General features: G+C 60.3%; 9 protein-coding genes and 2 tRNA genes. 4 read left to right on the top strand and 7 right to left on the bottom strand.

Going from position 1 to position 13,176, the window contains the following annotated elements; genetic code table 11:
• Nucleotides 1–14 precede the first annotated feature (14 nt).
• Together F6X24_RS16010 and F6X24_RS16015 are read left to right on the top strand one after the other, a co-directional pair.
• On the top strand, nt 15–2,552 hold the full coding sequence (locus F6X24_RS16010; protein ID WP_229725160.1) for an ABC transporter permease: 2,538 nt from the start codon (nt 15–17) through the stop codon (nt 2,550–2,552).
• 105 nt (nt 2,553–2,657) lie between these two features.
• Nucleotides 2,658–3,656, top strand: coding sequence for a bifunctional heptose 7-phosphate kinase/heptose 1-phosphate adenyltransferase (locus tag F6X24_RS16015; RefSeq protein WP_151088974.1), 999 nt, complete (start codon nt 2,658–2,660; stop codon nt 3,654–3,656).
• A 990-nt stretch (nt 3,657–4,646) separates the two neighbouring features.
• Here F6X24_RS16015 and hemE read toward each other — a convergent pair.
• The 5 genes from hemE to F6X24_RS16040 form a co-directional block, all read right to left on the bottom strand.
• Nucleotides 4,647–5,672: a uroporphyrinogen decarboxylase gene (gene hemE, locus F6X24_RS16020; protein ID WP_151088975.1), complete on the bottom strand. Its 1,026-nt coding sequence runs from the start codon at nt 5,670–5,672 to the stop codon at nt 4,647–4,649.
• A 62-nt stretch (nt 5,673–5,734) separates the two neighbouring features.
• Nucleotides 5,735–5,929 (bottom strand): YqaE/Pmp3 family membrane protein, encoded by a 195-nt coding sequence (locus F6X24_RS16025; RefSeq protein ID WP_151088976.1) that lies wholly within the window; start codon nt 5,927–5,929, stop codon nt 5,735–5,737.
• Nucleotides 5,930–6,004: 75 nt separating this feature from the next.
• Nucleotides 6,005–6,460, bottom strand: a complete 456-nt coding sequence (locus tag F6X24_RS16030) for a hypothetical protein (RefSeq protein WP_151088977.1) — start codon at nt 6,458–6,460, stop codon at nt 6,005–6,007.
• A gap of 676 nt (nt 6,461–7,136) precedes the next feature.
• Nucleotides 7,137–7,209 (bottom strand) — tRNA-Lys (locus tag F6X24_RS16035).
• Between the two features lie 65 nt (nt 7,210–7,274).
• Nucleotides 7,275–7,347, bottom strand: a tRNA-Lys gene (locus F6X24_RS16040).
• 235 nt (nt 7,348–7,582) lie between these two features.
• Here F6X24_RS16040 and F6X24_RS16045 point away from each other — a divergent pair.
• Nucleotides 7,583–8,200 (top strand): hypothetical protein, encoded by a 618-nt coding sequence (locus F6X24_RS16045; protein ID WP_191906356.1) that lies wholly within the window; start codon nt 7,583–7,585, stop codon nt 8,198–8,200.
• A gap of 62 nt (nt 8,201–8,262) precedes the next feature.
• Here the strand turns inward: F6X24_RS16045 and F6X24_RS16050 are convergent, their stop codons facing one another.
• Nucleotides 8,263–9,699, bottom strand: coding sequence for a hypothetical protein (locus tag F6X24_RS16050; protein WP_151088979.1), 1,437 nt, complete (start codon nt 9,697–9,699; stop codon nt 8,263–8,265).
• Between the two features lie 120 nt (nt 9,700–9,819).
• Nucleotides 9,820–10,620: an SDR family oxidoreductase gene (locus F6X24_RS16055; protein WP_151088980.1), complete on the bottom strand. Its 801-nt coding sequence runs from the start codon at nt 10,618–10,620 to the stop codon at nt 9,820–9,822.
• A 254-nt stretch (nt 10,621–10,874) separates the two neighbouring features.
• Between F6X24_RS16055 and F6X24_RS16060 the strand changes: the two genes are divergently transcribed.
• Entirely contained in the window at nt 10,875–13,127 is a 2,253-nt protein-coding gene (locus F6X24_RS16060; protein ID WP_191906357.1) for a GEVED domain-containing protein, read from the top strand.
• Nucleotides 13,128–13,176: the final 49 nt, after the last annotated feature.

Consider the following 13,176-nt stretch of genomic DNA (forward strand, 5'->3'; position numbering starts at 1 on the left):
CGTCACTTTTTGCTATGAATTTCAACTGGTTATTTACCATGGCGTGGCGCGATTCGCGCCGGAGCCGCTCGCGCCTGGCGCTGTTTATGTCGAGCATTGTGCTGGGCATCGCGGCGCTGGTGGGCATCAATTCGTTTGGCGATAACCTGGCGCGCAGCATCCGCGAGCAGGCCCGCGAGCTGCTGGGGGCCGATTTGGTGCTGTCGTCAACCCAGCCCTTCGACCCCAAGCTGCTGCCTGCCCTGCAAAAGCTGGGGCAAACCCGCAGCGACGAAGCCTCCTTCGCCTCGCTGGTATCGTTTCCGCGCACGCAGGGCGTGCGGCTGGCGCAGGTGCGGGCGCTGGGCCCGGGCTTTCCGTATTACGGCGACTGGGAAACCCAGCCAGCGGCAGCAGGCGCGCAGTTCAGAGCCGGCCAAAGCATGGGGGCACTGGTCGATGACGTGCTGCTGGCGCAGTTCGATGCCCGCGTGGGCGACTCGGTGAAGGTAGGCAGCCTGACCGTGCCCATTGTGGGGCGCGTGCTGAAAACACCGGGGCAAACCGGCTTCAGCGCCGCCGTTGCGCCGAAGGTCTTCATTCCCAAAGCCCTGCTGGATAAAACCGGGCTTATCCGGCCCGGTAGCCGGGTGCAGTACCGCACTTACTACCGGTTTGCGCCCGGCACGGACGTAGCCGCTACCATTAAGCCCCTGGAAAGCAAGCTCGAAGCCAGCAACATTGACTCCGACACCGTGGCCAGCCGCCAGCAAAGTACCGGCCGCGCCTTCCAGGACCTCACACGCTTTCTGAGCCTGGTAGCCTTCGTAGCGCTGCTGCTGGGCTGCGTGGGCGTAGCCAGCGCCGTAAACCTCTACGTGCAGGAGAAGCTGGCCTCGGTGGCCGTGCTGCGCTGCCTGGGGGCCAGCGGGCGGCAGGCCCTGCTCATCTATTTAATCCAGACCTCGGGGTTGGGCCTGCTGGGCGCCATCATCGGGGCGGCGCTGGGGGCGGTGGTGCAGCTGGTGCTGCCGCAGGTGCTGGGCAGCTTTTTGCCCGTTACGGTGAGTGTGGCGGTATCGCCAGCCGCCGTGGGCCTGGGGCTGCTGACGGGCCTGGCCATGGCCGTGCTGTTTGCGCTGCTGCCGCTGCTGGCTATCCGGCGGGTGTCGCCGCTGCGGGTGCTGCGCGCCTCATTTGAGGAAGACACCGCCACGCCCGACCCGTTGCGCGGGCTGGTACTGGCCGTGGTGGGGCTGTTTATCGTGGGTTTTGCCTACGCCCAAACCCGCGAGTGGAAGCAGGCGCTGGGCTTTGCGGCCGGGCTGCTACTGGCGCTGGGCGCGCTGGCCGGGTTGGGCCTGGGCCTGCGCTACCTGCTGCGGCGCTACTTCCCGGCAGGTTGGAGCTACGTAGCGCGGCAGGGCCTGGCCAATTTATTCCGGCCGCAGAACCAGACCGTTACGCTCATTATCTCGTTGGGCCTGGGCACGTTTCTGCTGGCTACGCTCTACCTCACGCAGTCGCTGCTGCTGAGCCGGGTGCAACTCTCGGCGAGCGGCCGGCAGCCTAACCTGGTGCTGTTTGATATCCAGACCGAGCAAGAGCAAGGCGTCGAGCAATTATTAGCCAAACAGCATATTCCCGTTATGCAGCGGGTGCCCATCGTCACGATGCGCCTGGCGGCCATCAACCGGCGCACGGTGGGGCAGCTGCGCAAAGACACGGCCAGTGGCGTACCGCTCTTCGCCCTCACCCGCGAGTACCGCGTCACGTATCGCGATACGCTGAGCGCCAGCGAGAAGCTGGTAGCCGGCACCCCGCCCCGGCCGGCGGCTACGCCCGGTGGCCTGCCCCGCGTGTCGGTCGATGCCAACTACTTCCAGCGCGTCAAGCTCAGGCTCGGCGATACACTGACCTTTAACGTGCAGGGCGCGCCGCTGGCGGTGGTAGTCGGCGGCACCCGCGAGGTCGATTGGGCGCGGGTCCAGACCAATTTCCTGGTCGTGTTCCCCACCGGCGTGCTCGAACAGGCGCCGCAGTTTCACGTCATCCTAACTCACGTCAACAACAATCAGCAGCTGGCCCTGGCCCAGCGGGCGCTGGTGCGCGACTTCCCCAACGTATCGGCCATCGACCTGGGGTTGATTCTGCAAACGGTGGACGAGATTCTGAGCAAGATTTCCTTCGTGATTCGCTTTATGGCGGGCTTCAGCATCCTTACCGGGCTGCTGGTGCTGGCCAGCTCGGTGCTTATCAGCCGTTACCAGCGCACCCGCGAAAGCGTGCTGCTGCGCACGCTGGGCGCCAGCCGCCGACAGATTTTGCGCATCACCGTGCTCGAATATGCGCTGCTGGGCTTTTTGGCCGCGCTGGCCGGGGTACTGCTGGCCGGGCTGGCCGCCTGGGCATTGGCCGTGTGGGTATTTGAAACGCCCTTTGTGAGCAGCAGCCTATTGTGGCTGCCTGCGCTGGTAGGCCTGGTGGCCGGCCTCACGGCGCTTATCGGCGGGCTCAATAGCCGCTCGGTGCTGAACCAGCCGCCGCTGGCGGTGTTGCGGGCCGAAGGATAATAAGCAATTGACAGTGAACAATGAGTAGAGAGCAGTAAAGCTATTCGCTACTTGCTCTCTACTCTTTCTCATTGTTCATTGTAGTTCCAGACTACTTTTGCCGCAATGTTTGCCTCTACCCCGCTTGCCAAGCTCTTCACCGATTTTAATAACCTCCACGTCCTCATCGTCGGCGACGTCATGGTCGATGCCTACGTGTGGGGCCGCGCCAGCCGCCTTTCGCCCGAGGCTCCGGTGCCCGTCGTGAACGTAGACCGCACCGAAAACCGCCTCGGCGGGGCTGCCAACGTGGCCCTCAACGTGCAGGCGCTCGGGGCCACGCCGCTGCTCTGCGCCGTGGTGGGCGACGACCAGGGCGGCGACCAGCTGCTCCAGCTGCTGCACACTCACCACCTGCCCGCCGATGGCATTATCCGTAGCGCGCACCGCCCTACCACGTTCAAGCAGCGCATTCTGGCCCACGGCCAGCAGCTCGTGCGCATCGACTCGGAAGTGGAAACCGACCTCAACGCCGAGGAAGCGGCGCAACTACTGGCCGCCTACGACGACCTGCTGCCCCGTGCCGACGTGGTCATTTTTGAGGACTACGACAAGGGCGTACTCAGCGAGAATATTATCAATCAGTGCATTACCCGCGCCCGCCAGCGCAATATTCCGACCGTAGTCGACCCTAAAAAGAAAAATTTCCTGGCCTATCGCCACTGCACCCTCTTCAAGCCCAACCTGAAAGAATTGCGCGAGGGCCTCAAGCTCGAATTTGGCGCGCCCGATACCGACCGCGCCGGCTTCGAAGCAGCCGTGGCCCGGCTGCGCGAAGTACTGGAACCCGAAATCGTGCTGGTTACGCTCTCCGAATACGGCATCTTTACGCAGCAAAGCGCCGAAAAAACCTACCTGCCGGCCCATCTGCGCACTATTTCCGACGTGTCGGGTGCCGGCGATACGGTTATCAGCATTGCCGCCTGCTGCGTGGCCCTGCGCCAGCCGGCCGCCTTCACGGCCGCGCTGGCCAACCTCGGCGGTGGGCTGGTGTGCGAGCAGGTGGGCGTGGTGCCGATTGAGAAACGGCTGCTACTAGCCGAAGCCGAAGCGGCTGGACTGTAGCGCGGACGTTCTTTTCCCACTGTGGGTCATTGGGTCAGCACCCAGTTTGTGATGCCAAGTATTGCTACTATTAGCAACGCTAAACCCACAAAGCCGCGCGCCTTATCAATCAACCGAAGCTTAGCCAAGTAAGCGTCTGCCTGTGATTTCGACAAGAAAAACCCTCGCCACGCATTATCAGGCTCTGATAATTTCCATTGGGTGTCACAAGCCTCGCAATGGTATAGCGCACCTGCCTAATATATGCCGCCATTAATTTCCCCAGCATAGCGCAACCCGTTTGGCTTTTGTAAGTGCTGCGCCAGTTGCCGACTAAATTGTGCAAATGACTGATGAGTCGGGAACGACTTGTACTCCTGAGTGAAACATTAGCCACATATACCAAAGCTATTTAGACAATAATCAAAATTAGTACGAGCACCATGCTTATCAAAGCATCTATATACAGCATTACAAATAAACACAAAGTGATTTTTATTATACCGAAACTATTTAGGAAGTAGTAAAAATCAGAAAAGAACGTCAAGCTGAGCCCCGCGAAGCATCTCACTCCCGCCGTATAAATATTTCAACGAGGCGAGCGAGATACTTCGCGGGGCTCAGCTTGACGTTCAAGATAAGTTTACGAGCTTCCCGAATAGTTTTATTGCTAATACCGAGTATCAGGCCAGTTTAAAAATACTGCCCCAGCAAGCAGTATATGGCTGAGAAGTAAGGTTGCCAGTACTATGTTAAATTTACTCACTTTGCTTTTATCCAGCAGAAATCCATAAAGCGGATACTGTATCAGTGCTAGCCACAGAGCAGGCGAGTGAATGGAATTAGACCATAAAACGGTAAGCAGCCCCCACGGAAACAAAACTATGGTAGGCTAATACCATCCGTGTCCGCCACCTGCGAAATAAACAGCTACTATAATCAGCAGCATTGAGACAACTGTAAATCGTTTAGCCCACATGACTGTGTGAGTTTCGAGTTATAGCCAGCGATTTATCCCTGCCACGCCTTCACCGTTTCCACGAAAACCCGCACGTTGTCCGGGTTAGTATCCGGGTACACGCCGTGGCCGAGGTTGGCGATGTGGGGGCCGCCGGCAAACTCGCGGAGCATGGCTTCGGTGGCGGCTTTCACCTGGGCAGGAGTACCGTAGAGGGCGCAGGGGTCGAGGTTGCCTTGCAGGGTTTTGCCGGGCGCCTGCTGGCGCGCCTGCTGCGGCGACTGGTTCCAGTCGAGCCCAATGGTGCGGCAGGGCGACTTAGCGAAATCCTCCACGGCCCACCACGCGCCCTTGGCAAACACCGTAACGGGCACCAGCGGTGAGAGCGCCGCGCTGATGCGGTTGATATAAGCCGTCGAAAACTCGGCGTAGTGCGCAGGCGGCAAAATGCCGGCCCACGAATCAAACACCTGCACAATGTCGGCCCCGGCCGCCACCTGCGCCTGGAGGTAGGCGATAGTCGTGACCGTGATTTTTTCGAGCAACTGGTGGGCCAGCGCAGGCTCCTGGTAGAGCAGGCGGCGGGCCTTGCTGAAGGTTTTGGAGCCGTGACCTTCCACCATATAGGCCAGGATGGTCCAGGGAGCACCCGCGAAACCGATGAGCGGCACCCGGCCGGCCAGCTCACGCTTGGTGATGCGCAGGGCTTCGAGCACGTAGCCCAGGTGCTCTTCGGGGTCGGCCACGCGCAGCCTGGCCACGTCGGCCGCGCTTTTTACAACTTCGGGAAAGAGCGGGCCGCGCGCCTCAATCATTTCGTAGGTAAGGCCCATCGCCTCGGGCACCACCAGGATATCGGAGAAGATGATAGCCGCGTCCACGCCGAGCGCATCGACGGGCTGGATGGTCACCTCGGCGGCCAGCGCCGGGGTTTCGACCAGCTCCTTGAAGCCGGAGAGCCGGCCGCGCAGGGCCCGGTACTCGGGCAGGATGCGGCCGGCCTGGCGCATAAGCCAGACGGGGGTACGTTCGGTGGTTTCGCCCTTGGCGGCGCGGAGGAGGAGGTCGTTTTGGAGCATAAGGCACTAAAAAAGCCCCGGCACGCGGCCGAAAGCTTTGCAGGGCCACAAAGGTAACGGCGCTAGCGGCCCTGCACGGCCCGCAGCAATTCCTGCTGCCGACGGCGGGCGCGGTCCTCGTTCAGCGAAGCCACGCCCCAGATGGCCGCCGGAATCCAGCCGATAACCGTTAAGTGCAGCAAAAAACAAACTATTGCCTTGACAATATGGCCATTAAGCAACATCGAGAGGCTGGGAAAGAGGATGGCGAGCAGCATAAGCCGGCAAAACGGGTGATGAGGAGGCCAAGCTACCAACTAAACGCTAATTTTTAGCAGCTTTGCCGCCCACGGCTACGTAAGGGGCGGCTGGGTAGCCTTTGGACGAGCGTGGGAGTCATGTGCGGGGCAATGCTTGGTGAGCAGCCAGGTGCAAGCCGACGCCACATCGGGAAAGGCCTCCAGCTCCATATCGGTCTTGGCCAGTGCCAGTGCCAGGGTCATGTTTACGGAGCGCCAGCTCTCGTGAGTGGGCCCGTATACCCAGGCTAAATAGTGGAGGCCCGCCGCCTGCAGCCGGGGCAGCAGGTAGTCCATTACCCACACGCTGCCCTGCTCTATCCAGGGTACTGTTACGTTGGTGTTGTCGTTTAGAATTTTGCAGCTCCCCATGGCGCGCAAAAAAATGACCATCTGTTCGCAGCCCTGCTGCACTGTTTCCTGGTTTTGCGGGCCGCGCCAATCGGTATATAGCCAGTCTCTTTCCGCATCGTAGCCAATGATGAGCGAAGGCCGGGACAGAAGTAACACGTAGGGCAGCATAGTACGGGGCTTATGCAGCATTAAATCAGCGGGCAGCAGAGTAAGTGTACTGAAACTAAACTAAATAAGTTTTCGGGGTATCTATCCGCCACTACCCTGCCGGCCTAGAGCACATCATCTGCGCTAGGCTGGCAGATTTTGATACGCTTCTCTCCGGCAGCCTTATCTGACTGTATCTGGGGCCAGTCGGTTGGTGCCTCAGTAGTTCTTTCAGGCAAGGTGCGGCAGCCGAGCAATGGTTTATGCTCGCGGCTGCTTACTTATTTACTATGCTGATTTTTATAATAAAGAGGCTTTAAATCATCGTTTAAACAGTTCCGATAACGAAAAAACGGATTGCAAATTGAACTTTTACAAGCAAAAGCCCCCCGGACAAGGTTTGCATTTTATATTTTTCCTGGTCACAACATTTGCACAAATGCGCCAGCCTCCCTTTCTTTGCTGCCGCACACTTACCTCTAACCGGCTATGAGCATCCAACCGGTTCCTTTTCCAAACCAGCTTGCCAAAGAGCCCCACCGCGGTGGGGCTCTTTGCTTATCAACCCTGCCCGGCGCTTAGTCGTTGCCCGGCCTGCTTGCCGCCCCGGCACCAATCAAGGCGCATCGGCCGGCAAATCGCAAAAGAAAAGCCCCTTAGCACGGGGCTAAGGGGCTGCACATTGTGGCTCCGCTGGGATTCGAACCCAGGACCCGTACATTAAAAGTGTACTGCTCTACCAGCTGAGCTACAGAACCAATTAGTTTTTACGTAGTGCTTTTGTGATAAAAAATCCCTCTCAGCACTACCGAGAGGGACTTAGTGGCTCCGCTGGGATTCGAACCCAGGACCCGTACATTAAAAGTGTACTGCTCTACCAGCTGAGCTACAGAACCAATATCTTTGCGTTACAATGGCGGTGTATTACCGTTTTTGTGGGTGCAAAAGTACGGCGACATTTTGAATCTGACAACCCCAGCGCAAAAAGAAACTACTTGTGGGCCCTGGCTCAGGCGGCTGCTTCTGCTTAGTCAGTTGCCTTTCTGGACATTGACAGCAGCTCATGGGCAAATAAATTTTTCGGCCGGCCTGGGAACTAACCCTTCTGCCACGCTGCGCAAAGCAGACTCTTTGTTTGCGGCAGGCCAGTATGCGGCAGCTTTACCGCACTACCGGGCCCAGATATGGCAGCAGCAGCAGGTATCGCCCCGCTTGTTGCTGCGCATGGCCTACGCCCAGCATCAGGCGGGCCACTACGCAGCGGAGATGCTGTACCTGAACCTGGCCCAGGCCCGGCAGCCCCGTATCGGCACCTGGCGGCAGCTGGTGGCGTTGGCGCAGCGGCTGCGGCTGGTGGGCTACCCCGGCACCTGGCAGCAGGAGCTGCGGGTGCAGGCTCAGCGCTACTACTACCCGGGCCTGCAAGCGCTACTGAGCGGGGCAGTACTAGCGGCTATTATCCTGCTAGTGCGTGGGCAGCGCACCCGGCGCGGGGCCTGGCTGGGCTATGGCGCCTATTTGCTTGGCACGGGTGCCTACCTGGTGCTCCTGCGCCCCGAGCCCGTGGGGGTGGTAACGCATGCGGCCTCGGCCCTGATGGCCGGCCCTGGCGCCGGAGCGGCCTGGCTAAGCACGGCAGCCCCCGGCGACCGCCTGCCCGTGCTGGGCCACGAAGACATCTGGCTGCGCGTGCGCTGGCAGGAACGCGTGGCCTACCTGCGGGCCGCCGACGTGCTGGTGATAGAATAGGTAATGGGTAGTAGGAAATGGGCAATACTACCCATTTCCTACTACCCATTACCTACTACCTACTAATTGAAATAAACCTGGTATTGCAGAATAACCGCGCTGCGGCGCGAGTCTACCACGTTTTCACCGCTGCTATTGGTGATGTAGTACGGGCGGTTCTGGTAGGCCAGGGTAAACTTGGAGGTGTGCCCGGAAATCAGCCAGTTGACCCCGGCATCAAAGAAATTCACGTCATCAGTCAGGCGGGCATAGCGCGAGTACTGGTACACGATGTAGGGCATGAAGGTACCTTCGCCCACCAGGTTATCCTTGAACTTGTAGCCCAGCTGCGTATAGAGCACGTTGCCGGTACCAAACTGCGGAAAGGAATTGCCAAAGCCACCGATAGTGGTGCTGGTAATGCTGCTACCGGTGCCGGGGTTCATGGGCGCATTGTTGCGAATATAGCCGGGGCCATAGTCGAGGTGCAGGCCGGCGGCGTAGAAGCTTACGCTCGGCGCGCCGGGCGTTGCGCTAAGGGGCGCATCGTAGAAAAGGTCAACAGCGTACTGCTGCATGGTTTTGGTTTGCACTGTCGGGTTGCCGGCCAGCGTATACCACACGGCATCAGGCTGCACAATAAAGCCGCCGCCGATGTTAAACACACTCTTTTTCCCAAAATACGTGCCCGCCGTGTAAGGCGTCAGGTTGCTTTCCTGGTCTTTAAACTGGTAAGAGAAATAGCCCTGGTACTGGGGCTTGGGCGGCGTAAGCGCAAACGAGGCGTTGGGGCCGGCAGTAGTCACGTAGCCCACGGCCTTCTGATAGGTCATGGGGTCGGTCAGGGCCACGCGGTAGTCGAGCTTGCCGAGCTTACCCTTGAGGTACATGCTGAGCTTACGGCCAAACTGGTCGTTTACATCGTTGGTAGTTTCTTCAACGGCCGGCAGGTCGAGGCCCATGATGGCACCCGCCGACGAGGACGCGAAGCGCGCCAGGCCGTTCCAGGCCCCGAGGCCGGCGCCAAACGAGAGCTTGGTTTTCACGAGGGCGTATTCGGCCACGGCATCGTGCAGAAAAAAGCCGCCGGTGCCGCTCTGGTTTGGCCCCGGCGTGCCGCCGCTTTTGCGGTCCGAGTCGTAAGTAAAATTATTTATCCCAATCTGCGAATAGATAAAGACGCGGTCGGTCAGCTGGCCGTACATCTGAATGCGAAAGCGCCGGATGCCGATATCGTAGGTGCTGGGCTTATCATAGCCGCCCACCTGGGTACCAGGGTTGCTCTGGTTGTAGCGCATCCACACCTGGCTGAGCAGCGTTATCTTGAAATAATGGCTGGCGTCGGCATTGAGCGGCAGCTTGCCATCTTTCAGATAAAAGTTGGGGGCCGCCGTGGGCTGGGGCTGGTTGGTAGCCTGGTCGGCCTGCGTCTGGGTCGGCTGCTGAGTGGCCTGGGCCAATGCCAACCCGGGAAGGGCTAGTGCCGTGCCCAAAAAGACTGGTGCTAGAAATCGCTTCATGCGTAGTAGGGAAAAGAGTGGGAATAAAAAAGCCGACTTTCTGCCCCCTCTCAGGCACAAAAAGTCGGCAATAAACCAGCCGGGGCTGTAAAGGTTAAAAGAGCAGCCTTATCGGCCTGATTAAAAATCACCCTCCTCCTTACGAAAGTTAGCCAGCACAAGTTTGTCGGTGAGGCCGGGGAGCCATTTATTTAAAAACACCGTGAGCTTGCCCTGGCCCGTAAGCACCAGGGTGCGGCGGCGTTGCGCCACGGCCAGGCGCAGGTGGCGGGCCACTTCCTCGCTGGTCATCATCTTGCCTTCGTCGCGCGGGGTGTCGTTCTGGGTTTGGCCATTGGCAAGCAGGGCCGTGTGGCGGATATTAGATGCCGTGAAGCCGGGCGCGGCCGTGAGCACGTTGACGCCCTGGGGCAGCAGCTCGGTGCGCAGGGCTTCGAGAAAGCCGTTCATGGCAAACTTGGAAGCCGAGTAGCCGGTGCGGCCCGGCAGCCCCCGGAAGCCGGCAATACTGCTGATACCCACGATGGTACCCTTGCTAGCCAGCAAGTGCGGCAGCGCCGCCTTGGTGGTATAGACGGTGCCGAAAAAGTTGGTTTGCATAAGCTGCTCCAGCACTTTTACGTCCACGTCCGCAAACCTGGCGCGCATGCTGAGGCCGGCATTGTTGATGAGCACGTCGAGCCGACCAAAGGCGGCGACAGTTTCGGCCACGGCGCGGGTAGCGGCGGCCTGGTCGCCCACATCAGCCTGCACCGTCCGGTGCGCAATGCCGGCCGCCGTCAGCTCGGCCGCGGTAGCGGCCAGCCGCGCTGCGTCGCGGCCCGTGATAACCACGCTGCTGCCAGCCCGGCCAAACTCCAGGGCGCAGGCCCGGCCAATGCCCGAGGTGCCGCCGGTGATGAGAACAACAGGATTTTCCATATATATTAAATAACTTATTTACTAACCATCGGATTTGCGTTTACGGGCCACAAACCTACGGCACCGGGCGGGCAGCGGCAGTCGGATAAATTTCAGGGCAGGCGCTTATTGCCCGATTTTTCCCACTTTAGCTCCTTAAACCACCGGCTTTGTCTTTACCTTTAGGCGCTATAATCCGGAAGTGGCTGCCTGGCTTGCTTTTACGCTTTTTCCCTGCCTGTTATCTCTACTACTGCATGTTTCAACCTCTACGCTTGTGGGCTCACTCTCTCGCCGGCCTGGGCCTGCTGCTGCCCGCCCTGAGCCTGGCGCAGTGCCCTACTGCCGCCACGTGCCTTCCCGGCAAGGCCAGCAGCTCGCTGGCTTCGGCCTACGGCATGGGCATTTATAACGTGACGCTGGGCAGCATCAACAATACGACCGGCGGCTATGCCGATGGCTATAAGGATTACAGCTGTGGCCTGGGTACTACCCTGACGGTGAGCACGCCCACGGCCATCAGCATCCGCAACGGCACGCTGGTGAGCGAGAACGTGCGGGTGTGGATTGACTACAATAACGATGGCGCATTTGGCACCGGCGAGCTGGCCTTCAGCTCCGACAACAAGATGCTGCACACCGGCACTATTACGCCGCCCGCCAGCGCTACGCTCAATACCGGACTACGTATGCGGGTAGCATCTGACTACTCGGATACTACCATACCTACGCCCTGCTCAACGCCTCAGTTTTCGCAGGATGAGGACTATACCGTGACGCTGGTGGCCAACACCAGCAAGCCCACGGCGGCCTTTACGCAGGATGTAACGACGACCTGCTCGGGCACGGTGCAGTTTACCGACTTATCGGCCAACGGCCCCACCAGCTGGGCCTGGGATTTTGGCGACGCCACCAGCAGCACCGGGCAGAACCCCCGGCATACGTACGCCGCCGCCGGCACCTACCAGGTGAAGCTGACGGCCACCAACGCGGCGGGCAGCAGCACGAGCGCCCCTACGGCTATTACCTACAATACGAGCGTGCCGCTACCAACCGCCAGCACCTGCGCCGGCCAGAACGCCACCCTCAACTGCTGCAACTACGGTATTACGCGGGTGCAGCTCAATACCATCGACAATACCTCGGCCGACGGCAGCGCGGGCTACCAGGACTTTACCTGCCCGCAGCGGACGAACCTGATGCTGGGCACGCGCTACACCATCAGTATCACGACCGGCGGCACCAACGCGCACGATACCCGCGCGTGGCTGGACCTGAATAACGACGGCACCTTCAGCGCCTCCGAAAAGGTGCTGGAAGCGCTGAACACGGCCAGCCCCCGTGTGACGTTTACGGTACCCGGCACGGCAACGCTCAACCAGCCGCTGCGCCTGCGGATTGTGGCCGATGGCGTGGGCACCAACCCGCAGCCCTGCGTGGCCCCGAGCCTGGGCCAGGTAGAAGATTATACCATCACGGTAGTGCCCAACACGGCGCCGCCGGTGGCGGCTTTTAGCTCCAACTACGTGGCCGGCACCTGCGTCGCGGCCAACACCTATACGTTTACCGACCAAAGCACTGGCACGCCTACCTCGTGGCGCTGGACGGTGAGCCCGGCCGCCGGGGCCTCGTTTGTGAACGGCACCAGCTCCACCTCGCCCAACCCGCAGATAGCGTTTAGCGCCACGGGCTACTACGCCGTTACGCTGGTGGCTACCAACAGCAACGGCAGCAGCACGTCGGCCCCCAGCAGCCTGCTTATTCAGGTACCCTGCCTGAATTACTGCGCTTCCAGCGGCGGGTACAGCGGAGCACCGGCCGCGAGTGCGCTCTGGATTACCAACGTGAGCGTGAGCCCGGTAGCCACGGGCGGCACGGCGTTTAGCAACACTACGGCCAACTCGGCTACGGGCTACACCTTTTTCAGCAACCAGAGCGTTCCGCTGCAGGCCGGCGCTACCCAGACTATTCTAGTGACTGCCAACCAGAGCTATGCGCACCGCACTACCATCTGGATTGACTATAATCACGATGGTATATTTTCGAATACCACCGGCGCTACGGGCGAGATGGTGTATAACAACCTGGTAAACCAGGCCCTCGCCTCGGTATCGGTAGTGGTGCCGAGCACTATTGGCACCACGCGCATGCGGGTCGAAGTAGTAGGCAACGCCAATACGGCCAACCCGTGCGCGGTGAGCATGGGCGATGCGGAAGTAGAAGACTATCCGGTAAATGTGACGGTGCTGGCCACCCAGCAGGCGCAGGCTCTGCCGGCGCTCAGCGTGAGCCCCAACCCGAGCCCCGATGGCCGCCTGCTGGTGCAGGTGAGCGACGCGGGCGCGGCCGGCAGCTACGACCTGGAGGTAACCAACGTGCTGGGGGCCCGGCTGCTGACCCAGGCGCTGCGCCTGAGCCCGGCGGCGCCCGCCAGCCTCGACCTCGGCGCCCTGCCGGCCGGCCTCTACCTGCTGCGCCTTACTAATGCCCAGGGCCAGACCGCGCTGCGCCGCGTGGTGCGCCAGTAAGGCCGCCCTCGCCCTTACTGCCTTTACCGGGCTCTATCTTTTTTCTGCC

The sequence above is a fragment of the Hymenobacter baengnokdamensis genome (assembly GCF_008728635.1).
Taxonomy (GTDB): domain Bacteria; phylum Bacteroidota; class Bacteroidia; order Cytophagales; family Hymenobacteraceae; genus Hymenobacter; species Hymenobacter baengnokdamensis.

What these genes read in the sequence shown, in the direction of transcription:
- F6X24_RS16015 (WP_151088974.1), top strand. Translation starts at nt 2,658, where the DNA reads ATGTTTGCCTCTACCCCGCTTGCCAAGCTCTTCACCGATTTTAATAAC.
- F6X24_RS16050 (WP_151088979.1), bottom strand. Translation starts at nt 9,699, where the DNA reads ATGAAGCGATTTCTAGCACCAGTCTTTTTGGGCACGGCACTAGCCCTT.
- F6X24_RS16010 (WP_229725160.1), top strand. Translation starts at nt 15, where the DNA reads ATGAATTTCAACTGGTTATTTACCATGGCGTGGCGCGATTCGCGCCGG.
- hemE (WP_151088975.1), bottom strand. Translation starts at nt 5,672, where the DNA reads ATGCTCCAAAACGACCTCCTCCTCCGCGCCGCCAAGGGCGAAACCACC.
- F6X24_RS16025 (WP_151088976.1), bottom strand. Translation starts at nt 5,929, where the DNA reads ATGCTGCTCGCCATCCTCTTTCCCAGCCTCTCGATGTTGCTTAATGGC.
- F6X24_RS16055 (WP_151088980.1), bottom strand. Translation starts at nt 10,620, where the DNA reads ATGGAAAATCCTGTTGTTCTCATCACCGGCGGCACCTCGGGCATTGGC.